General features: G+C 68.9%; 23 protein-coding genes. 11 read left to right on the top strand and 12 right to left on the bottom strand.

Features of this window, described 5'->3' with window-relative positions:
- Nucleotides 1-40 precede the first annotated feature (40 nt).
- The 3 genes from C8250_RS40920 (at nucleotide 41) to C8250_RS40930 (ending at nucleotide 3,941) form a co-directional block, all read left to right on the top strand.
- A complete protein-coding gene (locus tag C8250_RS40920) occupies nucleotides 41-1,903 on the top strand; it encodes a serine/threonine-protein kinase (protein ID WP_138351935.1) in 1,863 nt (620 codons plus the stop codon).
- A gap of 324 nt (nucleotides 1,904-2,227) precedes the next feature.
- Nucleotides 2,228-2,803 (top strand): XRE family transcriptional regulator, encoded by a 576-nt coding sequence (locus C8250_RS40925; protein WP_138351934.1) that lies wholly within the window; start codon nucleotides 2,228-2,230, stop codon nucleotides 2,801-2,803.
- A gap of 76 nt (nucleotides 2,804-2,879) precedes the next feature.
- Nucleotides 2,880-3,941 carry a low specificity L-threonine aldolase gene (locus C8250_RS40930; RefSeq protein ID WP_138351933.1) on the top strand — a complete coding sequence of 354 codons (1,062 nt, stop codon included), beginning with the start codon at nucleotides 2,880-2,882 and terminating at the stop codon, nucleotides 3,939-3,941.
- Nucleotides 3,942-3,985: 44 nt separating this feature from the next.
- On the opposite strand, the gene C8250_RS44210 is transcribed toward C8250_RS40930, so the two are convergent.
- A complete protein-coding gene (locus C8250_RS44210; RefSeq protein ID WP_232486077.1) occupies nucleotides 3,986-4,222 on the bottom strand; it encodes a hypothetical protein in 237 nt (78 codons plus the stop codon).
- On the opposite strand from C8250_RS44210, the gene C8250_RS40940 reads away from it, so the two are divergent.
- Complete coding sequence (locus tag C8250_RS40940) at nucleotides 4,212-4,706, top strand: TetR/AcrR family transcriptional regulator (RefSeq protein ID WP_232486078.1); 495 nt, start codon at nucleotides 4,212-4,214, stop codon at nucleotides 4,704-4,706. The two genes, C8250_RS44210 and C8250_RS40940, sit on opposite strands and share 11 nt — an antisense overlap.
- A gap of 233 nt (nucleotides 4,707-4,939) precedes the next feature.
- On the opposite strand, the gene C8250_RS40945 is transcribed toward C8250_RS40940, so the two are convergent.
- Nucleotides 4,940-5,644: a GntR family transcriptional regulator gene (locus C8250_RS40945; protein WP_138351932.1), complete on the bottom strand. Its 705-nt coding sequence runs from the start codon at nucleotides 5,642-5,644 to the stop codon at nucleotides 4,940-4,942.
- Nucleotides 5,645-5,809: 165 nt separating this feature from the next.
- Between C8250_RS40945 and C8250_RS40950 the strand changes: the two genes are divergently transcribed.
- From C8250_RS40950 to C8250_RS40965, 4 genes are all read left to right on the top strand, one after another.
- On the top strand, nucleotides 5,810-6,346 hold the full coding sequence (locus C8250_RS40950) for a YbhB/YbcL family Raf kinase inhibitor-like protein (protein WP_138351931.1): 537 nt from the start codon (nucleotides 5,810-5,812) through the stop codon (nucleotides 6,344-6,346).
- A gap of 8 nt (nucleotides 6,347-6,354) precedes the next feature.
- Nucleotides 6,355-7,047 carry a metal-dependent transcriptional regulator gene (locus C8250_RS40955; protein ID WP_138351930.1) on the top strand — a complete coding sequence of 231 codons (693 nt, stop codon included), beginning with the start codon at nucleotides 6,355-6,357 and terminating at the stop codon, nucleotides 7,045-7,047.
- A gap of 306 nt (nucleotides 7,048-7,353) precedes the next feature.
- Nucleotides 7,354-8,175 carry a hypothetical protein gene (locus tag C8250_RS40960; RefSeq protein ID WP_138351929.1) on the top strand — a complete coding sequence of 274 codons (822 nt, stop codon included), beginning with the start codon at nucleotides 7,354-7,356 and terminating at the stop codon, nucleotides 8,173-8,175.
- Nucleotides 8,172-8,912 carry a class F sortase gene (locus C8250_RS40965; protein ID WP_244809716.1) on the top strand — a complete coding sequence of 247 codons (741 nt, stop codon included), beginning with the start codon at nucleotides 8,172-8,174 and terminating at the stop codon, nucleotides 8,910-8,912. The genes C8250_RS40960 and C8250_RS40965 overlap by 4 nt, the downstream gene beginning before the upstream one ends.
- 205 nt (nucleotides 8,913-9,117) lie before the next feature.
- Here the strand turns inward: C8250_RS40965 and C8250_RS40970 are convergent, their stop codons facing one another.
- The 4 genes from C8250_RS40970 to C8250_RS40985 all read right to left on the bottom strand — a co-directional run bounded on the left by C8250_RS40970 (nucleotide 9,118) and on the right by C8250_RS40985 (nucleotide 12,434).
- Nucleotides 9,118-9,276 carry a hypothetical protein gene (locus tag C8250_RS40970; protein ID WP_187145192.1) on the bottom strand — a complete coding sequence of 53 codons (159 nt, stop codon included), beginning with the start codon at nucleotides 9,274-9,276 and terminating at the stop codon, nucleotides 9,118-9,120.
- The gene (locus C8250_RS40975; protein ID WP_203218454.1) at nucleotides 9,273-10,850 is read right to left on the bottom strand and encodes an ISL3 family transposase; all 1,578 of its coding nucleotides are present in this window, start codon (nucleotides 10,848-10,850) and stop codon (nucleotides 9,273-9,275) included. Before C8250_RS40975 ends, C8250_RS40970 begins: the two co-directional genes overlap by 4 nt.
- Nucleotides 10,851-10,911: 61 nt before the next feature.
- Nucleotides 10,912-11,256, bottom strand: a complete 345-nt coding sequence (locus tag C8250_RS40980; protein ID WP_138351928.1) for a hypothetical protein — start codon at nucleotides 11,254-11,256, stop codon at nucleotides 10,912-10,914.
- A gap of 125 nt (nucleotides 11,257-11,381) precedes the next feature.
- Nucleotides 11,382-12,434 carry a winged helix-turn-helix domain-containing protein gene (locus tag C8250_RS40985; protein WP_232486314.1) on the bottom strand — a complete coding sequence of 351 codons (1,053 nt, stop codon included), beginning with the start codon at nucleotides 12,432-12,434 and terminating at the stop codon, nucleotides 11,382-11,384.
- A gap of 355 nt (nucleotides 12,435-12,789) precedes the next feature.
- Here C8250_RS40985 and C8250_RS40990 point away from each other — a divergent pair, with 355 nt between their 5' ends.
- Nucleotides 12,790-13,902, top strand: coding sequence for an ABC transporter substrate-binding protein (locus C8250_RS40990; RefSeq protein WP_138351927.1), 1,113 nt, complete (start codon nucleotides 12,790-12,792; stop codon nucleotides 13,900-13,902).
- A 139-nt stretch (nucleotides 13,903-14,041) separates the two neighbouring features.
- Here the strand turns inward: C8250_RS40990 and C8250_RS40995 are convergent, their stop codons facing one another.
- From C8250_RS40995 to C8250_RS41005, 3 genes are all read right to left on the bottom strand, one after another.
- Nucleotides 14,042-15,442, bottom strand: a complete 1,401-nt coding sequence (locus C8250_RS40995) for a glucose-6-phosphate dehydrogenase (RefSeq protein WP_198359571.1) — start codon at nucleotides 15,440-15,442, stop codon at nucleotides 14,042-14,044.
- A 266-nt stretch (nucleotides 15,443-15,708) separates the two neighbouring features.
- A complete protein-coding gene (locus C8250_RS41000; protein ID WP_138351925.1) occupies nucleotides 15,709-16,515 on the bottom strand; it encodes a hypothetical protein in 807 nt (268 codons plus the stop codon).
- Entirely contained in the window at nucleotides 16,512-17,213 is a 702-nt protein-coding gene (locus C8250_RS41005) for a GntR family transcriptional regulator (protein ID WP_244809717.1), read from the bottom strand. The genes C8250_RS41000 and C8250_RS41005 overlap by 4 nt, the downstream gene beginning before the upstream one ends.
- A 183-nt stretch (nucleotides 17,214-17,396) precedes the next feature.
- On the opposite strand from C8250_RS41005, the gene C8250_RS41010 reads away from it, so the two are divergent.
- Both C8250_RS41010 and C8250_RS41015 read left to right on the top strand, forming a co-directional pair.
- Nucleotides 17,397-17,567 carry a hypothetical protein gene (locus tag C8250_RS41010; RefSeq protein WP_164293239.1) on the top strand — a complete coding sequence of 57 codons (171 nt, stop codon included), beginning with the start codon at nucleotides 17,397-17,399 and terminating at the stop codon, nucleotides 17,565-17,567.
- A 60-nt stretch (nucleotides 17,568-17,627) separates the two neighbouring features.
- Nucleotides 17,628-18,059 carry a hypothetical protein gene (locus C8250_RS41015; RefSeq protein ID WP_244809718.1) on the top strand — a complete coding sequence of 144 codons (432 nt, stop codon included), beginning with the start codon at nucleotides 17,628-17,630 and terminating at the stop codon, nucleotides 18,057-18,059.
- Nucleotides 18,060-18,159: 100 nt separating this feature from the next.
- Here C8250_RS41015 and C8250_RS41020 read toward each other — a convergent pair whose 3' ends face one another.
- The 3 genes from C8250_RS41020 to C8250_RS41030 form a co-directional block, all read right to left on the bottom strand.
- On the bottom strand, nucleotides 18,160-19,227 hold the full coding sequence (locus C8250_RS41020) for a substrate-binding domain-containing protein (RefSeq protein WP_138352078.1): 1,068 nt from the start codon (nucleotides 19,225-19,227) through the stop codon (nucleotides 18,160-18,162).
- A gap of 246 nt (nucleotides 19,228-19,473) precedes the next feature.
- Nucleotides 19,474-19,629: a hypothetical protein gene (locus tag C8250_RS41025; protein ID WP_187145193.1), complete on the bottom strand. Its 156-nt coding sequence runs from the start codon at nucleotides 19,627-19,629 to the stop codon at nucleotides 19,474-19,476.
- Nucleotides 19,630-19,749: 120 nt separating this feature from the next.
- The gene (locus C8250_RS41030) at nucleotides 19,750-20,394 is read right to left on the bottom strand and encodes a dihydrofolate reductase family protein (protein ID WP_138351923.1); all 645 of its coding nucleotides are present in this window, start codon (nucleotides 20,392-20,394) and stop codon (nucleotides 19,750-19,752) included.
- Nucleotides 20,395-20,669 lie beyond the last annotated feature (275 nt).

A 20,669-nucleotide genomic window follows, 5' to 3' on the forward strand; every position in this document is an offset into this window, starting at 1 on the left:
GCGGAGCGGGTTGACGTACACGGGGGAGAGTGGGGCACGGATGCACGTCCTGGAGCCGGGGGATCCGCGGCGGATAGGGGAGTTCACGCTGGTCGGCAGGCTGGGTTCCGGCGGTATGGGCCAGGTGTTCCTGGGGCGTTCCGCGGGCGGTCGGGCCGTGGCGGTGAAGGTGGTCAAGGCGGCGCTGGCGGAGGTTCCGGAGTTCCGGGCCAGGTTCCGTCAGGAGGTTGCCGCGCTGCACCGGGTGGGCGGTGAGGGGACGGCTCCGGTTCTGGGCGCCGATACCGAGGCCGCGGCCCCGTGGGTGGCCACCGAGTACGTGCCGGGGCCGGCACTGGACCAGGTCGTCGGGTCGGGCTACGGGCCGTTGCCCGAGGCGACACTGCATGCTTTGGCGGGGCGGCTGGCCCGTGCGCTGTGCGCGATCCACGGCGCGGGTCTGGTGCACCGCGATCTCAAACCGTCGAACATCCTGCTGACGGTCGACGGCCCGCGCATCATCGATTTCGGTATCGCCCGGGCGCTCGACACCGCGGCAGGCAGCGTGCGGACCTCGACCGGGGTCGTGCTCGGCTCGCCGGGTTTCATGTCGCCGGAGCAGGTGCGCGGACAGCCGGTGACGGCTGCCGCGGACGTGTTCAGCCTCGGCTCCGTGCTGGTGTACGCGGCGACGGGGCGGCTGCCGTTCGGCTCGGCCGAGTTGGGGCCGCACGCGCTGATGTTCCGTGCCGCCGAGGAGGAACCGGACCTCACCGGGGTGCCGCAGGCGCTGACCGGTCTGGTGACGGCCTGCCTCGACAAGGACCCGCAGCGGCGGCCCACAGCCGAACAGCTCGCCGCGGGCACCCACACCGACGCGGACGGGCCGTGGCTGCCCGCGGAGCTGCTGACTGAGCTCGGCCGGCTCGCCGCCCGGATCCTCACCGCGGAGACACCACCGCAGATACCCCCTGTGGAGGCATCGCCGCAGGTAATCGCCGCGGACGCACCGCCGCTGGTACTCGCCGCTCAGACACCGTCGCAGGGCTCGACGGCGCCGACGCGGTTCACGCGGCGGTGGCGGCCGGTGCTGGCCGCAGTGGTGACGCTCGCCGCGGTGGCCGCGGGCGTGGCGCTGATCCTGCGTGACGGTGGTGACAAGGGCCCCGCGGCGGGCAGCACACACTCGGCGACCGCGCCGGCGTCGAATTCGGCATCACCGAGCGCCGGGCCGGGAGTTCCGAATGAGTTCGTCGGCGCCTGGGAAGGCGTGGTCGAGGGCAATTCCGATCTGCCGAAGCGGGTACTGCGGCTGGAGATCGCACCGGGCCGGCCGGGCGACAAGGTCGCCGCGTACATCGACACCGACCGGAATGTGCAGTGCACAGGGCGCAGCAAGCTGGTGTCGACCGATGCCGACACCGTGGTCGTCGCCGCGGGCCAGGTGACCGCGGGAGTTCCGCAGGGACGCTGCAAGCCGCTGTCCCAGCAGACCCTCAAGGTGCGGTCGCGAGACGTGCTGGTGTGGACGTCCGGCGGCCTGACGGCCGATTTCTACCGGTCGGCCGGCGGAGGGACCGCGGTGCCGGACCAGTACGTCGGCGTCTGGGTGCCGGCCAACCCGGCCTATCGGGAGAAGGAGTTGATCTCGATCACGCAGGGCCCGGTCGGTGGCCGACTGGTGCGGATCTCGGGCATGGCGGGCATGGAGGACGGCACGGAGCAGTTCTGCGACAGCACTCTCGCCATCGGCGCGGTGTCCCCGGTGCTGGCGCTGAGCCCGCCGACCTACGCGGCGAAGTCGGGCAAGGGCTGCCGTGAGCCTTCCGCGATCTTCTTCATGGTCGGTCGCGACGGCCATCTGCTGCTGTACAGCATGGACGCGGATGCCGAACCGGGAGAGTACGTGCGGAAGTCCTCGTAGCGGGGGGCCGTCGGCGCCTGGCCGGAGGCGCACCACCGCTTCGACAACCTTTATCGTGACGTCGCGCCGGCCACCGGCTGCGCCCGCCGGCCTCGCCGCTGGTACCGCGGCGCGCGGCGTTCGCCATTCGTCGGACCGGACGATCGGCTCCCCGCAGTAAGGGTCGTTCACTAAAACGAACGATGGGTTCAATACTGCGTCGAGTGTTCGGTATAGTGAACGCATGGTTCATTCAATCGAGGCCATTCGGGTCGGCGCACAGGTCCGCGCCCACCTCGATGGCACCGTCCGCGTGTCCTGCACCGCACCGCAACGGAGCCGCTGATGACACCCCCGCCGTCCGGCCGCCAGCCGGTGAGCAGTACCGCAGCCGCAGTCGGCGCGAAGATCCGCCTGCGCCGCCAGCAGCGTGGGATGAGCGCCGCGGAGATGGCCCGGCGCGCCGGGCTGAGCAAGGCCACGCTGTCGCAGCTGGAGTCCGGCAACGGCAATCCGACGATCGACACCCTGGACGCGATCGCGATCGCCCTGCGTATCCCGATCGCCGACCTGCTGGCACGTGACGCCGACACCGGGCCGGTCTTCCGGCCGGGCACGGACACCGAGCCCGGCGAGGTCTCCCGGGAACTGCTGCGCCGCATCAGCAGTGGCAACAGCCTGGAGATCTGGCGGCTGCGCATTCCACCCGAGAGGGAGCTGCCCGGTGTCCCGCACGCCACCGGCACGATCGAGCACCTGCTCGTTGCCACCGGGCACGTGACCGCCGGCCCTGTCGACGCCCCGCAGGATCTGGGTCCCGGCGACATGCTCGCCTTCGCCGGGGACGCACCGCACTTCTACCGCACGGGCGCCGAGGAAGTGGACATCACCGTCGTCTTCGCCTCGCCCATCAGCACCTGATGCCAGACACACCCCCATCAGCGCCTGATGCCAAGACGCACCTCCCATCAGGGCCTGAGACCAAGGAACACCCCTCATGAGCACCACCATCGCCATCACCCCCTCCAGCCGTGCGTTCATCAGCGACAACATGGCCGGGGCATCCGAGCAGATAGTCCGGGCCGTCGCCGGCGCGGCCGTCGGGCAGGTCCTGCCGTACGGCAACGACCCCTTCACCGACAACGCCCGCCGCAGGCTCGGCGAGATCTTCGAGCGGGACGTCGATGTCTTCCCGGTCTCCACCGGGTCCGCCGCCAACGGCCTGAGCCTGGCCGCCCTCACGCCACCGTGGGGCAGCGTGCTCTCCCATCCCGGCAGCCACATCAACACCGACGAATGCGGCGCTGCGGAGTTCTTCACCAACGGCGCCAAGCTCGTCGGTGTCCCAGGCATTGACAGCAAGATCGACCCGGAAGCGCTGCGGGCGGCGGTGGGCCGGCGGGCCGGTGACGTGCACAGCGTGCAGCCGTCCGTGGTGAGCATCAGTCAGGCCACCGAGAGCGGCAGCGTCTATACCGTGGAGGAGATCCGCCGCCTGTCCGCCATCGCCAAGGACGCGGGACTGCGCGTCCACATGGACGGCGCGCGCTTCGCCAACGCCCTGGACCATCTCGGCGTCGGCCCGGCCGAGATGACGTGGAAGGCCGGCATCGACGTCCTGTCGTTCGGCGCCACGAAGAACGGTGCGATGACGGCCGATGCCATCGTCTGCTTCGACCCCGCGCTCGCCGCCGAGCTCGCCTTCCGCGCCAAGCGGGCCGGCCAGCTCGCCTCCAAGATGCGCTTCCATGCGGCCCAGATCGACGCCTACCTCACCGATGGCCTATGGCTGCACAACGCCCGCCAGGCCAACGCGATGGCCACCCGGCTCGGCGACGGCCTCAAAGCCATTCCCGGCACCGGCCTGCTGGCCACGCCGCAGGCCAACATCCTCTTCTGCCGTCTGCCCCAGCAGGTCACCGAAGGACTCCTCGCCGAGGGCTACGCCTTCTATCACGACCGCTGGGAACCGGGAATCGTCCGGTTCGTCACCGCTTTCTCCCACAGCGCCGACGACGTCGACCAACTCCTCGACGCAGTCCGCCGCCACACCCGCTGACCGACGGCTCAGGTGCTGCGCACAAGGCCGACGGTGCGTATCTGTCAGAGGGCGTCGTGGGCCAGAAGGCAGCGGGCACAGTCCAGTACGGTCTCCTGGGCGGGCCGGGGCTGCCAGCCCATCATCCGGTGGGCCTTGTCGGTGTTGTGGCGGTTGCGGCGGCCCCGTGAACCCAACGCCACCCCGAGCCACTCGTACGGACGCGTCACCAACCGGGCGCGGATCCTCGCTGCCGCGGGCGAGGCGTTCGCCGCGTCGTCCAGCGCTTCGATGACCGCCATCGCCAAGCAAGCCGGCGTCGGCGTCGGCACGCTCTACCGGCACTTCCCCACCCGGGAGGCGCTCATCGTCGAGCTCTACCACCAGGAGATCCAGAAGGTCATCGACCTGGCGCACACCCTTGCGGCCTCGCTCCCACCGCTGGAGGCCCTGCGTCACTGGTTCGACGAAGTCGCCCGCTACGGACAACTCAAATACGGCGTGGCCGAAGTGATCCACGCCGCGGCCAACGGCGGCCTCGACGACGAGAACTACGAGTCCTTCCTCGGTGCCATCGCCGTCCTGCTGGCCGCCGGCGTCGCCGAAGGCACCCTGAAACCCGGGACCGATCCTGAGGACGTGCTCCTGCAACTCAGCGTGCTGTGGCGCATCCCTCCCGGGGCCGGAGAGCCAGGCACGCGCCGCACGCATCCTCGATCTCGTCATCGACGGCCTGCGCACCCGTCCTTCCTCGGCATGACGACCCAGGCCGGCCCTGCCATATGAACGGGCTCAGGGCCAACGGCCGCGCGGGCGAGTACCGCTGCCTGGTCCGTAGATGACAGCTGGGGACATGACGGAGAGTGTGTCCCACGCGGCTGTGATCTACGTGTGACGGTGCGGTTGTCCCGTCCCGCTAGACGTTCCCCCTGGCACGACGAACTGGCCGGAGTCGAAATGTTCGAGCCTCTTCCAGCAGCGCTCGTAGGCTGCGAGCGTCCGGCGGGTGGGCGAGTCCATCAGGCGTCAACCGAGGGTTCGTGGTGGGGGCGGTCGGTCAGTGCGACCGCCGTCATGGTGAGGTGCTGGGTCAGTACCTCGGCTGCGGCGTCGGCGTCGCGGGCCAGCGCGGTCTCCTCCAACCGGCGATGCTCGGGAGCTCCGTCACGCTCGGGTCGACGGTGCGCCGACCAGCGGCGTGCCAGCTCGCTCGCAATCCACATCCGGTCGAAGGTCTCCAGCAGGACCGGGTTGCCGCATCCCTCCAGGAGGGTGCGGTGGAAGTCGCGGTGGGCCGCGGCCCATGCGTCGCTGTAGTACTCGCCTTCTCCCGGCACGTATGCCGGGGTGCGGGCCAGGCGGTGGTGGGCCGCTCGTACGCGAGCCTCCCAGTCGACATCGCCGCGCTCGATGGACATGCGCAACATGACCGGTTCGATGGTCCGGCGGGCTTCCGCGATCTCCTGCCAGCGGCGGTCGGAGAAGGCCGGGACGGCGAAGCCGCGGTTCGGCAGCCGGTCGGCGAGGCCCTCGCCGACCACCCTCACCAGTGACTCGCGTACGACGGCCAGGCTCACGCCCTGTTCCTTGGCGAGGCTCTGCGGTTTGAGGGCGTCACCCGGGGCGTAATCCCCGCGCATGATCGCGTCCCGCAGGTGTGTGTAGACCTGCTCGGAGAGCATCTGCCTGCCCGGCGAAGTCGAGGTGTGGGCCGTCTGCGTCATGGCCTCATCATAGACGATCCCTTCAATAATCGATTATTAGTGTTATCGTCGATTCATCGGCGATGAGAGCCGACGGCAGTGCTCCTGCGCGGCACCGCGGTCCCTCCGTCGACACCGCATCGCCGCCACTCCGCAGCACGGCCCGAACGGCCCGAAAGGAACGACGTGACAACCGCCAACAACCCCTTCGCCCGCCTCCCTGAGGCGGCCTCCTTCACTGTTGCCAGCACCGCCGTCACCGACGGCGGCGCCTGGTCGCCCGAGCAGTTCTCCGCCGGCGTCCCCGGTGGGAAGGATGTCTCCCCGCAGCTGTCCTGGAACGGCGCCCCGAACGGCACCAAGAGCTACGCCGTAACCGTCTACGACCCCGACGCCCCCACCGGGTCCGGGTTCTGGCACTGGGCGGTCGCCGACATCCCCGCAACCGTCACCGAACTGCCCGAGGGCGTCGGCAGCGACACCGGCTCGGGCCTGCCCGAAGGCGCCTTCCAACTGCCCAACGACGCCCGCGCAGCACGCTTCATCGGCGCCGCACCGCCGGCCGGACACGGCCCGCACCGCTACTTCGTCGTGGTGCACGCCCTCGACGTCGAGTCCATCGGCGTCGCGGCCGACGCCACCCCGGCCGTCCTCGGCTTCACCATGGCCGGCCACATCCTCGGCCGCGCGGTGCTGACCGCCACCGCCGAAACCCCCGCCTGACCAACGGCATGACCCACCTCATCGACACCACCGAGAAGTATCTCCGCACCATCCTGGAGCTCGAGGAGGACGGCCTGGTCCCCCTGCGCGCCCGTATCGCCGAGCGGCTGCACCAGAGCGGCCCCACCGTCAGCCAGACCGTGGCCCGCATGGAGCGCAACGACCTGCTGCATGTCGCCGCCGACCGACACCTGGAACTGACCGAGCACGGCCGGCGGCTGGCGATGCGCGTGGTGCGTAAGCACCGCCTCGCGGAGTGCCTTCTCGTCGACGTGATCGGGCTGGAATGGGAGCAGGTCCACGCCGAAGCCTGCCGTTGGGAACACGTGATGAGCGAAGCCGCCGAGCGCCGCATCCTGGAACTGCTCCAGTACCCGACGAAATCGCCCTATGGCATCCCGATCCCGGGCCTGGAGGAACTCGGCCGGACGAGCACCATGGATCCCTTCCCCGACGAGAGAATGGTCAGCATCAGCGACCTTGAGCCCGGGCCGAACGGAACGAGCGCCGTCGTACGGCGCATCGGGGAGACGATCCAGACCGACCCCCACCTGATGCACACCCTGCGGCACGCCGGGATCCGGCCCGGCGCCGTCGTGAACGTGATGTCCTCGCCCGGCAGCGTGACGGTCAGCGGCGGCGCGGAGGCGGTCGAACTCTCCGTGCAGACGGCCGCCTACGTCCTGGTGGCCGAGCGCTGAGCTCAACTGAGGCACGCGCGCCCGCTGTCGTGGCCGGCGCAGACCGTCGGGGGGCCTCGACCACGATCGTGGTCGAGGCACCCCGACGGTCTCCTGGCACGTCACGGCAGGTGGCTGCGGGACCCCGCAGTGGGATCACCGGGCAGGTTGCGCCCTGCCCGACGGCCCGTTCAGAAGTTTTTCAAAGAACCACCAATCCAACGGCGTTGGGGCTCCGAAGAAGCAGAGAGACCACTCCCCGGGATCTCGCGTCACCCCCGTACGATCTGCGGTTCCTCCCTCGGGGGCCGCGGAACAGGAGCGAATGTGATAGCCAAGCGCACCGGTCGCCTCGTGGTACTCGCCGCCCTGCCTGCCGCCATGTTCCTGACCGTGGGACTCTCCTCGCCAGCTCTCGCGGAGGGCGGCAATGCCTATCAGATCGACCTGGCGCAGCTGAACAACTCCGGTTCCCGGGGTACCGCCATGCTCAGCATCAAGGGCAACAAACTCACTGTGCAGATCGAGTCCGAGGGCATGGTGCCCGGACAGCCCTCGGCCCAGCATCTGCACGGCTCGACCAATGGCCATGACTTCCACTGCCCGGACGCCAGCGACGACACCAACGCCGACGGGGTCCTCAGCAACACCGAGGCCACCGTGGACTACGGCAACATCAACATCTCGCTCACCACGTCCGGGGACACCCTGGCGACCAGCGGTCTCGCCGTGGACCGCATGCCCGTCGCCGACAAGCAGGGCAAGCTCTCCTACAAGCGGACGCTCACCGTCTCCAAGGAAGTGGTCGACCACATCAAGGACCTGCACATCGTGCAGCACGGCATCGACCGCAACAAGAACGACAAGTACGACTTCGAAGGGGCCGGGGTGAGCGAGCTCGACCCGAAGCTCCCTCAGGAGGCCACGGCTCCGACCAACTGCGGAATGGTCATGGGCGCGTCCGTGGGGTCCATTCCGGTGGGCGGTATCGAAACCGGGGGCGGTGACCCGCAGAGCGCGATGGTGCCGACGGCGTTGGCCGGCAGCGCGGCAGCCGTGTCCGTGGCGGCGGTCGGCGCGGCGGTCGTCGTGAGGCGTCGGCGTGCGCTCGCCGGCGTCCGGACGGAGTCCTCGAGGAGCGCCGCGTGAAGCCCGCTCACCTCTCCGCTCACCTCTCCGTACCGACCGCGCCTCCTGCGCCCGACGCCGCTACCGCGCGACCCCGCGGCCGCGGAGTCACCGGCCTGGCCGCCGTCCTCACCCTCGCCGCACTGACGCTGACCGGGTGCGGGGGCCAGGACGCCGCTGCGCCCCCGGCGCGCCAGGCTCAGAAAGCCGTACAGGGCCAGGCGCCCGCCGGCGGCTCCCAGAGCGCGTCGCCGGAGGCCGGAGCGCAGGGCGGATCGAATGCGGGAAACGCCGCGCCCGCCCTGGCCCGATCGGCGCCGCAGACGATCACCATCCCGTCCCTCGGCGTCTCCAGCAACCTGGAGACGCTGCGCCAGGACAAGGACGGAGTCATGAAGGCCCCCAAGGACCCCGATCTCGCGGGCTGGTACGAACCCGGTCCGACACCCGGCTCCGTGGGACCGGCCGTCATCGCCGGCCATGTCACCTGGAACGGTGCGGCGGCGGTGTTCGCGAAACTGAAGACCATGAAGGCCGGCGACACCATCGAGGTGACCCGGCAGGACGGCAGAAAGGCCACGTTCACGGTCGACCGGGTCGCCGAGTATCCGAAGGCCAAGTTCCCCACGCTCGAGGTCTACAAGAATCTCGACTACGCGGGACTCCGCCTGGTCACCTGCGGCGGTGAGTTCGACCCGAAGAAGAGGTACTACGACAGCAATGTCGTGGTATTCGCCCGCATGACGGCTGCCGCGTAGCGAAGAGGGCGAAGCAGCGTGCTGCGAGCTGAGCTTCCGCGCGTCCCGTGTTGTGCCGCCCGGCCGGCGGCACAACACGGGACAGCACGTTGGAGCCGGAGCCTGAGGCGGCATCAGCATGACCGCGTCCCAGCCTGCTCACCGAGGCAGCAGATCCCGGCATGGGGTTGTTGCGACGACGTCACCGTCCGACCGGTCGGACGGGTCAGGGCCGCCTGTAGGGGTGGCAGAGCAGGTCCTTGTAATTGCCGTCATCGAGGCAGACCCGCACGAGCCCGGCTCCGCCGACGACATTGGCCGGCACGGTGAAGGTGAAGTTCTTGGTTCTGTCGACGATCTTGTGATGTGAGTGGTCAAAGCTCATCGCGCGAGCAGGACTCGTTTGCGAAGGAGATCGAGGCCGGCCCGGCCGTACATCTGGCGCTTCAGCATTTTCAGCCGGTTAACGTTGCCCTCGACGGCGCCGGAACTGTAGTGCAGGGACAGGCCGTTGCGGACGGCGTCAAGGTCCCGGCGGAGGTTTCGGGCGAAAGACGCGAGCGGGGCCAGTGTGTCCTGCTCGGTGCCCGCGATCCAGCTCTCGAGACGGTCGCCGTGGCGTCCGGTCATCATCACGGCGAACTTCCTGACGTGGAGAGTCAGCCGGTCCAGCTCAGGATCGCGCTCTCGAAGCCGGTGCAGGTTGCTCGCGTCCTCATCCCGCAGGTGTTCGGGGTGGGTCATGATCCAGGAGGTGACCTTGCGGACCGACGGAGGCTTGGGCCCCGCGGCGGGCGCATGTCCGCGCCCGGTCCGATAGCGCCGCAGGTGACGCTGGACCGCCAACTCGCCTCCGGGGTAGCCGAGGTCCTGGATCTCCCGGTAGAGCTGGGCGGCGTTTCTGACACCTTCGTTCCAGCGCCGGTGCAGGTGGCCGACGTAAGGGTCGACGGTGTGTGCCCGCTGCAGGCTCTTGGCGACGACATCATCGGCGGAGTGGGCGTCGACAAGCTTGCGGACAGTGGCCTGGTGCAGCCCAAGCTTCCGCCCGATCGCCGCTTTCGACATCCCCTGTTCCCACAGCTCGTGGGCGGCGGCGTGCTGTTCACGCAGCCGGGTCACGATCCTCAGCTCCACCGGCGGCTGGACCACCTCAGGCTGTTCCTCCCGCGCGTCGCGTGTGTCAGCAGGTTCGGAAGGCGGTTGGGCCAGGCGGGAGCGGTGGGCGTTCACGCTCTTCTCGACGGCCTGGCCGAGGTTGGCCCACAGGTGATAGCGGTCGGCGACTTGCTCGGCCTGCGGTGCCCCGATCCGCGCGCCCTCGCCGTATCCACTGGAGCGGTCTCTGCAGATGACCTTCACCTCGGGATGGCCGCGGAGCCAGGCTGCCAGGTCCTCGCCATCACGACCGTCGTAGAGATGAAGCGGCCGGTGGGTGGCCATGTCGATCAGCAACGTGCCGTACTGGCGGCCCTTACGGAAGGCGAAATCGGCAACACCCAGCACCTCCACGTCGCCGGCATGCGGCTCTGGCAGGGCCCTGACCAGACGCAGCAGCGTGTCCTTGCCCACGGTGATGCCGATCAGCGTCGCCAGACGGACTCCCGCCCGGCCCGCCAGGGCCAGGCCGACTTGAGCCAACACCCCGCGCAGCAAAGGGGTGTAACGGCTGTGCGGAGTCGTCAGCCCCGTGATCTGCTCGGCGAACGTCACGGCCGGACAGGCAGCGTTCTCGCAGCGGAAGCGGCGTATGGATAACTCAATCACGACACCGAGACCACCCGCCGCCACGTCACGCAACCTACGGACGTACCGACCATGCACCCGCGCCGAACTCTCACCGCACCGGCAGACCGCGGTCATCGCCCGCACACGCGCCCTGAGCATGATCTTGTCCGGCTGTCTCTCGACCTCCTCGATCAACAATGCGGATAGGTACGGGAACAGCTCCAAGAGCACATCACGAGAGCACGCGATGCATGATCGCGAACGACCGACACGACCCGCTGAAGCGTCCGCATCACAAGATCGTCGACAGAACCAAGTTCTTGGACGTACCGCACGCCGTATCGACGGGCTTGGAGTCGTTCGAGCCCAGCTGCACGGTGTCGGCGGCGTTGTAGGTGTACGCCCAGGTGAGCCGGCAGTACGCCAGGCCGGCCGAGCTCACCGACTTGTGTGTCCCCGTCACCACGACCGACCGGTTCAGCCACGTCACAGTCCCCTTCGTCCATGTGTTCCCGACAGTGACTTCGAAATCGGTGGAGGGGTAGGCGGCGGTGTGAGCGCCGGCGGCGGGAGCGCCCAGCAAGGTGCCCGCGGTCAGCACGACGGTGCCGAGGGCAGCTGCGAGATGAGTGCGCATGCGATCTCCAGGATGTGAGCCGGTTGCGGCCTCACATCCTGCGCGAGCCATCCATCTGCGGACCAGCTCTTAAGTCACGGCTTAAAAGGGGGACGCGACGGCCGATACCTCGGCGACCCCGTGGCTCACGACTCCGTCATGGTGCCGGTCCTCAACAGGGCGAGCCCCAGCGGGGTGATGAGGTGCAGCACGGAACCGCCTCGGCGGCTGGTGGTGATGAGATCGGTGTCCCGCAGCACCGTCGCGTGCTGACTGGCGGCTGCAGCGGAGACGTTGAGGCGGCGTGCCAGTTCGGTCGTCGTGCAGCCTTCCGCTGTCACCTGCAAGGCAGCGGCTCGCGTCCGGCCGAGGAGAGACTCCAGGTTCCGCACGGGCGAGTTGTCCGGTTCGGCCGGTCCAGCACCGGTCAGCGGCCGACGGAGGGCCGGTACCGTCAGCCGGGGTGGCTGGGCGGTGTCGAGCGGGTCCCACAGAAAGCTCACAGGCCGTGTCGAGAAGACCGTGGGCGTGATGATCAGCCCCCTGCCCTGGAGGCGCACCTCGACCCGGCGGGGGTAGGGAGCTTCGAGAACGGGAGGACGCCAGCGGACCAGTGGTGCGCAGATCGAGCGCAGCAGCAGATCGATGCCTCCCTCGAGCACCAGGTTCGCGGAGCGGGTGGACAGCGCGACCAGTTCCGACCGCCCTCGTTGCCAGTACGGCTCTACCGTCAGCCGATGGCAGGCGCGCACGGCGTCGGCGAGCTCCCTGCGCGCTTCGCGGTCCCCTTCGGACACCCGCCTGGCCCATGACAAGTGTCCGGGATGGAAGTTGAGCCCCTCGAACTCGCGTCGCAGCCGCGACACGGGGGCGTGCAGCAGGTTGTCCAAGGAGTGTTCCAGGGACGGCGTATCACCCATCAGGGCCAGCAGGTCGAGCCCGGGACCGCGCACCGGAATCAAGGACGTCAGCGGGCGCGTGTCCGCGCCCAGCCGGCCCGCGACCGCCGAACGCCACGAGCGGAAGTGAGGAAGGTCCCGGTTCTCCCTCAGCAATTCCAGGCTGTAGTAGATCTCCGCTGCGACTCCGATCGTCGCGGCCACACGTGTCCGCGCGAGGTCTTCCGCCGTGAAGTGAATGCGTAACACCCGACCAGCCCCCTGCCACCGCAATAGAGCGCGTGTGCGCAGCCCCAGCATGCCCCAACCCGGAACGTCACACAGGACGGCCCACTGCCCTCGCACCTGCGCCGGAGAGCCGCCATCCGAGTGAAGGCAGGTTCGTCTATACTCGACGGTCGGTCAGTGTGTGTCGCTGGGCGTCCCTTCAGGGCGGGGATGACGTCAATAGCGGCCCGGCAGCGCGGGCAACGGCCCGCAGTGAACGGGACGGATAATCGGTTGCCCGCTGGCGATGATGGTGGATGCAATGGCCGACATGGTCACCAAGGTGCTTCCGCCACGGCGAGATGAGCTGCATGCGTAACTGCCAAGCCGTGCCCCTGTACGTACCGGGCCAACTGCCACCGACGCTCCGCACGGGAGAGGGCAAGGCATGAATACGCCACCATCGCCATCTGGAGGGGAGCGGACCGACGGATCGTCCGTCCGGATCGGCGCTCTCGTTCCGCTGACGCGGCCTGGCTGGGTCGAGGCGGGCAGGCACTTGCTCGCTGGACTCGAGTTGGCCGTTCGCGAAGTCAATGACGCCGGCGGGATCGTGGGACGACCACTCGAGTTGGTGGTCCGGGACACCGCGGCTGATCCAGAGCGGGCGGCGGCGGCCGTAGATGAGTTGGCTGGTCTGGGCGTGGCTGCCGTGGTGGGGGAGTACCACAGCGTCGTTGCTCGCGCCGCTGCCGCCAGGGCCGACGCCCTCGGCCTGCCGTTCCTCTGCTCGTCAGCGGTTCTCGACGCGCTCACCGACAAGCCGACGCAGTGGGTCGCGCGCCTCGCCCCGGCACAGTCCCATGGCTGGCAGATCTATGCAGACTTCCTCCTCGGCGCGGGCCACAGCCGAATCGCCGTAGCAGCGCAGCCGAGTGTCTACTGGGCATCCGGGGCCCGCATTCTGCGGGACCATCTCGCTCCACGTGGCGGCACCGTCATCGAACTCGACATGGGCGCGCTCACCCCCACGGCCGTGTGCGACGAACTCGTCCACCATCGCGCGACCGCCCTCCTTCTTCTGGTCGGCCACCCGGAGCCGGCAGTGCCGATCGTGAGGTCCGTCCGCCGCGACCAGCGCCTGGCAGAGATCATGATGGGTGCTCCGGCCGGGCAACCGGAGTTCGCCGAATGGGTGGCGTTGCTGGGTGACCAGGGAGCCGGGATCCCGTTCCTGCGCTACCTGCCCGAACGCCTCGGCCCACTCGGTGCACGAGTCGAGACGGCTCTCCGCGAGCGGCTTGGCGAAGCACCCTCCTTCGTCGCCTTCGAGGGCTACGACACGGTCGCCGTCCTCGCCGATGTGCTGCGTTCGAGCGGTGGGGACCGGGCGCGCACGAGTGCATCGTGGTCGCGCGTTGCGGTCGAAGGCACCCGGGGGCAGATCCGGTTCTCCCGCGTGCCCGGCATCAACGTCTGGCAGTGGGCTTGGCCGCCGGTCCAAGTCGTTGATCGGGATCCGGCGGAACCCGCTCGCTTTCGGATCCTTCATGCCGGCTGAGGCAGTGGCCTCCCTCCTCTCCAGCGCTGCCCAGTCTGAGGCTCGCGTCGGACACCACGCAGCTGTGGCCGTCGCGCATCAGGCGGCGGGCGATGTCGGCGCCCATCCGGCCGGGCGCATCACGCCGAGCTGCCGGGGGTTACGTGTCGGCGTGGTCCGTTCGCCTCGGGTCGGGGCCTGGGAGCCAGGGCAACTGCCAGGGCGTGTTGCCCGGGTGCTGCGTGGGTCCCCAGGAACCCCGTGCGTAGGGCACCGGCGCGGGTGGGTGATCCACCAGCGGTTGGATGACGCGCCAGGTCTCCTCCACGACGTCCTGCCTGGTGAAGAGCGAACGGTCGCCGGTCAGCGCGTCGTTGAGGAGCCGCTCGTAGGGCTCGGGGGGCTTGCCGAGTTCGGCGGCGAAGGACAGGTCCAGGTGGACGTCTCTGGTCGAGTGACCGGATGCCTCCTTGGAGAGCATGTTGAGCCGCAGTCCGGGGTCCGGGTCGATCCGCAGCACCAGCTCGTTGGGGTCGGGATGCTCGGGCTGGTCGAGGAAGGCCAGCCGCGGCGGGCGTTTGAAGACCACGCGCACCTCGGTGGCCCTGGCGGCCAGTGCCTTGCCCGCCCTGATGGAGAACGGCACGCCGCTCCAGCGCCAGTTGTCCACTTCCAGGGCGAGTTCGACGTAGGTCTCGGTCACCGAGCCCGGCTTGACTCCGGGGACGTCCAGGTAGCCCTCGTACTGACCGCGCAGGCAGCGGGCCGGATCGACGTCGGCCATGGCCCGGAAGACATCGACCCGCCGGTCCCACAGCGCGTCGGGTCCGGGGCCGACCGGCGCTTCCATGGCGATCAGGGCGAGCACCTGGAGGAGGTGGTTCTGGACCACGTCGCGCAGCGCGCCCACCGGGTCGTAGAACGACCCTCGGTCCTCGACTCCGAAGTCCTCGGCCATGGTGATCTGTACGGCCGCCACATGATCGCGGTTCCAGACCGGTTCCAGGAGCGCGTTGGCGAACCGCAGGAACTGGATGTCCAGTACGGGCTGCTTGCCGAGGAAGTGGTCGATGCGCAGGATCTGGTCCTCGGCGAGCACCTGGTGCAGCCGTGCGTTGAGCGCCCGGGCGGAGGCCAGGTCGTGGCCGAAGGGCTTCTCGAGCATCACCGTGGCATGCGCGGTGAGGTTCGCCGCACCCAGTGCCTCCACGACCGGGGCGAACAGCGACGGCGGGATCTCCAGGTAGAACAGCGGTTTCCCGGCGTCCTTCAGCCGGCCGGCCAGCGCCTGGTAGGTCGCCGGGTCGGCGAAGTCGCCCTGCAGGTAGGTCAGCCGCCGGGCCAGCCGCTCGAAGGCACCGGCCTCCACCGGCTCGCCGACCGTGTGCAGGGCCTCGCGCAAGGAGGAGATGAGGTGGTCGTGCGACCAGTCCTCGCGCGCGACCCCGATGATCGGGCAGTCCAGGAGCCCGGACGCCTCCAGGCGGTAGAGCGACCGGAAGGTCATTTTGCGCGCCAGGTCGCCGGTGATACCGAAGATCACCAGGGCGTCGGCGGTCACTGCTCCGCCCTCCACGCCGGGGCATGCGCCATCGCCGTTCCGGTGAGGGCACCGTCGAGGCCGAACAGACATGCCCGAACCCGCTCAGGCGGACCATGAGTCATAAATGGGACCATATAGCCCATGTTTTGAATCTGCTGGCAACGGCACGGTCGGACATCGACGCTGCTGCGGGGCCCCACGGCGGCCAGGCGTGTGCACTGCCGCGGTCAGGGCGATCGAGCCGGGCGAACGAGACCGCGGACGCCCGGCGGGAGCAACCACGATCAGGAGTGGTTGACGTAGGTGACAATTCCACCGACGGTCAGACCCAGTGCGCAGCCGATCTCGAACCCCTGGCGGCGCATCGCCGGGGTGTACGCCGCGGCGGTCATGTCAATGGGTCCGATGAGGCCCAGGAACAGGCCGCACAGGCAGACGACGTAGCCGTGCTCCAGGGCGGCGGCCTGCCACGCGGGGTCGGGCGAGACCCAGGCACGGGAGTAGAGCTCACCGTCGGGCGTCCGCAGTTCGAGCCGGGAACGGCTCATGACGTCCGGTCTCCATCGCCCCGCATCGCAGTCCGGTATCTCGTGCAGCTCCCAGCCCGGGGCCGAGCGCAGGTCGGCGTATCCGGGCGGCCTCCGCCGCATGCCGAAGTAGACCTCGTTCTCGTCGCGTCGCGGCGGTTCGCGCATGCGCAGCTTTTCGAACACGGTGGGCGGGATCCTGTCCAGGCGGACCCCGTCCTCGTCGGAGCTGGGCGGATCGGGCAGGCGCAGCTGCGAGAATTCCGGCGGCAGGCGCTGCATCCCGAACAGGATGGCCCCCTCGATCTGCGGTTCCCTGGGCACCTCCTCGATCGACGCCGCTGACGTCACGGCATGTTGGACGTGGTTGGTATGCAGTCGTAGGACCTGCCGGAACTCGAAAAGCGCCGCCGGGGTGTGACCCGTCAGGTCGGGGTCGAGGGTGACCGTGCCCTGCGGGGTCTGCAGGCCCAGCAGGATGCCATCGAGCTGCAGCCCGGGGTCGCCGCAGAACAGGATCTGTCCGTGGTCGTCGACCTCCTCGAACGGCGGGACCCTGCTCATCTCGCGTCCTCGAAGGCGCGTACCAGTTGTCGTTCCGCGTCGGCGAGGTAGACCGACAGCAGCAGCTCCGCCTGCTGGGTGTCCCTGGACTCCAGGGCGCCCAGGAGTTCGCGGTTGCGGGTGAGGTAGGGCTCATGGAAGCGCTGCGGGTTGTCCATGACGTGGAAGGACAGGCGTAGTTCGGCGTGGATGCGGAGCATGAACTCCTCCAGCCGCGCGGATCCGGCCAGTTGCACGATCCCGCGGTGGAAGTGCAGGTCGGCGGTGGCGACATCGGGCCAGCGCTGGTCGGCCGCGGCGCGCTCGCCCGCCTCGACGGCTGCCCGGATCGCCCCGATCACCCGCTCGGGGGCGCCGACCAGTTCCCGTACGGCCGCACCCTCCACGAGTCGGCGCAGCCGGTACAGCTCCACGACGTCGTCCCGGTCCAGGGTCCGCACGAACACGCCGCGGTTGAGCTCGTGCACCAGCAGGCGTTCCTGGGCCAGCAGTCGGAAGGCCTCACGCAGGGTGTTGCGGGAGACCCCGAGGGCCGCGCCGATGGCCTCCTCCGACAGCCGGGTTCCGGGTGGGATCCGCCCTTCGGTCACCCGGTCCCGCAGTACGCCGGCCACGCGCTCGGCGGTGCTGCCGCGGCCGAGCGGGTCCTGGTCTCGCGCCAGTTCGTCGATCCATGACCTCGGAGCGTTGGTGCTCACCTGCGTCCCTCTCATCCTGCGGACAGATCGTTGAACAAAAGATACTCCGTGTGTACAGCGAAATGGAAGCGGTGAGAGCCACTCTTGAATGCCCTCTTGCTGGATTGTTGAACAATCCTTACCTTGTTGAGCAGGCGCAGCAGGCGCAGCAGGCGCATTCAAGGAGTCGCAGGAGGCAAGTAAATGACGCAGAGTCAGACGGACCGCGGTCCTGCCGGGTGGAGGGTGCTGATGCTCATCGGACTGTTCGGCCTCGTCGTGAGGCGGCTCGCCGGGGAGCCCTTCAGCACTCTCCTGGACTGCCCGCTCGGGATCGTCGACTTAGCCGGCCTGCTGGTCGCACGCCGCAAGTAGCAGTGGAGGCGGACATGGACCTGTAGGGCAGGGACGCGCATCGCTTCGGGCCGACAGCGTGTGATCACCGAGCCGGAGATGTGGGAGGAGCCCCGATCGGGGCGGCCCGCGGACGTGTTGAGCGACGACGACCACGCGCCGCTGCTGGGCACCCTGCTGGTCCTGGTGTATGTCACCGTGGGCGTGCAGACTGCGGGCACCAAGCTGATCGGTGAGGTCGGCGGCACGTTCGCCGCCGCCGTACCGCTCGGCCTGGTCACGACATGGCTGGCCGCCAGACCCGCGCAGCCCCCACGCATCGTGCTGCTGCTGCCAGGCTTCTTCACTCTCACCGTCGGCTCGCTGGGCATGCGCGGGCTGACCGCACTGGCCGGCGGCTACCCCATCCAGGGCTTCCACGACCTCACCAAAATGATCACCATTGTGACCGCCATCGCCGCCGGACTCCTGCTGGGCGCCGTCCTCGCCCCTCGCCCCGAGCCGGCGCCGTGACCTCGGCCGCCGCTCCGCCATCGCCGCAGCCGCGGATCGGCTGCCGCCACCGCGGCAGCCGGCGGGCCGAGGGATCGGGGGAGTGGCGGGGCCAGGGGGTCTAGCGAATGCCGGCCGCCTCACAGGCGGCGGCGTAGGCGCCGGCACAGATCTGCATCATGAGATACACCTCGTCCTTGACGACCGTGTCCTTGATGTTGTCCTTGGTCACCGACACCGCGGTGAGCAGCTTGGCGGGCACGGTGGTGCCGGAGCCGCTGGTCGCGACGGTGTCCGCGACGGTCTTGATGTCCTCACCGTTGATCAGCTTGACCGCGATCTCGGCGGTCGCGTCGGCCTCGGGCTTGAACGCCTTGTACACGGTGCTGCTCTGCTTGCCGGCCAGGATCCGCTGGATGCCGGCGAGGTCGGCATCCTGACCCGTCAGCGGGACGTTGATGCCGGCATCCTTGAGGGCGGTGGCGATACCGCCGGCCATGCCGTCGTTCGCGGAGTAGACACCGTCGATGTTCTTGGCGCCGAGCCGCGCGATCGCCTCCGTGACCTTCTGGTTCGCGACGGTGTCCTTCCACTTGCCGCTCTGCTCGTAGGCGATCTTGACCTTGCCGTCGAGCGCCTTGTGTGCACCGGCCTTGAACTGCGCGGCGTTCGGGTCGGCGTCGTCACCGTTGATCATGACAACGTTGGCAGTCGGGGTCGCCTTGTCGCCCATGGCGTTGAGCAGTGCCTGGCCCTGCAGCTCGCCGACCTTCTCGTTGTCGTAGGAGACATACGCGGAGACCGGACCCTGGGCGAAGCGGTCGTACGCCACGACCTTGACGCCCTTGTCCACGGCCTCCTGGACCGACGCCTTGATGCCGACCGCGTCCTGCGGGCTCAGGATCAGGACCTTGACGCCCTGGGCGATCATGTCGCGGACCTGCTGCGCCTGTCTTGCAGGGTCACCGTCAGCGTTCTCGTACGCGATCTTGCAGTCGGGGCAGAGCGACGTGATCTTGCCTCCGATCAACGGACGGTCGAACTTCTCGTACCGCTTCGTGGCGTTGTCCGGAAGCAGCAGACCGATCGACTTGTCCTTCAGGCTGACTCCGGTGTCGCCCGTGTCACCGCAAGCGGCCGCGGACACGGTCATCGTTACCGCAAGCGAGCACATGACGGCACGACGCATTACCGCGTTCATTTTTGGGTTGCCTCCCTGACGAGGCCGCAAGGCTGCGGCCGAGGTTCACGGGAGTCAACTCGGCCGTTGCCATGTCGTCAATAAGTAAATTGTTAACGAGATGGAAACGACATAGTTGTTAATTGTCTGAACCAATAGCAAGGACCGACAGCGGGGGGGCGGCTCCCAGCGCCAGGTTGTACGTGGTCCCCCGGGCGTAGGGACCACAGGCAGAGGGTGAGGGCGGACTGTCGTCTAGCCGCCCACCTGGGTGGTCACTTTAGCGAAGTAGGGCCAGCCGTCCACTTCGAGATTCTGCACCGATGACCGCATCTCCAGAATGGGCGCTGCGGCGTCGGTCAGGCGCCTGACCGTTTCCGGCCGGCAGCCTTTTTGAAACGACTCAGCCACCCACTCCAGGTCATTTGCCGGACTCGGCCCGGTGCGCCAGAGCCGGTCGGAGCATGGTGTGGCGGCGGTGAACGGGCGGTTCCACCGCCGACGACACGGATGCACCTGGCGCGGGAGGCTTCAGTTGTCGCGCCCGGCACCGCGATCGGGTGCGCTCATGTCCCCCGTCCCGGGCGTGCCGTCGGCGCGGCCGTAGCGCAGGTAGACGGTGCCCTTCGGGCTGGCGACCGGCGGTTCGAGGAGGGTGACGTTCGTGGGCACCGCACCGCCGTCGAACACCTTCTTCCCGTCGCCGAGCACGATCGGGTGCACCCAGAGGTCGAGCCGGTCGAAGAGCTGCTCGCGCAGAAGGGTCTGCACCAGGTTCAGACTCCCGACGACCCTCACGTGCTCGTGCCGATCGCGGATCTCGCGCACCGCGCCGGCCAGATCCGGGCCGAGCTGCGTGGACCCGGCCCACGAGAGGTCGGGCTTGCCACGGGAGGCCACGTACTTCGGGACACGGTTGAAGAGCGTGGCGAACTCGGTCTCCTCAGCGCCCTTCTGGTGCGGCCAGTAGGCGGCGAAGATGTCATACGTCCGCCGGCCGAGCAGGAGGGCGTCCGTGCCCTCGTACGCGGCATCGACCTGCGCCCCGGCGACCTCGTCCATCAGAGGCGCCTGCCAGCCGCCGAACGGGAATCCCTCCGGGTCCTCGTCGGGGCCGCCGGGCGCCTGCCCGACGAGGTCGAGGGTGGTGAACAGCTCAATATGGATGAGACCCATGTCTTGCTCCCGATGAATCGGTTGTACCGGTCGAAAGGTAGACCGGCGGGCGCCCGCAGACTCATCGGCGCGACGGCAACCGGTACGCATCGGCGACGCGGTCCACCGGACGACGCAGCCGTGGGCAACGGCGGTGCCCGCGGTGCTGCACCACGGGACACCTGCGGTGCAGCAGGTGCCCGCGGTGCTGCACCACGGGCACCTGCGGTGCACGCGGTGCGGTGTCACCTGGTGTCCGGGTCAATCCCTGAGCTCACCGCATTGCAGCCGGAGCA

This window comes from Streptomyces sp. So13.3 (genome assembly GCF_005860785.2).
Lineage (GTDB): Bacteria > Actinomycetota > Actinomycetes > Streptomycetales > Streptomycetaceae > Actinacidiphila > Actinacidiphila fildesensis.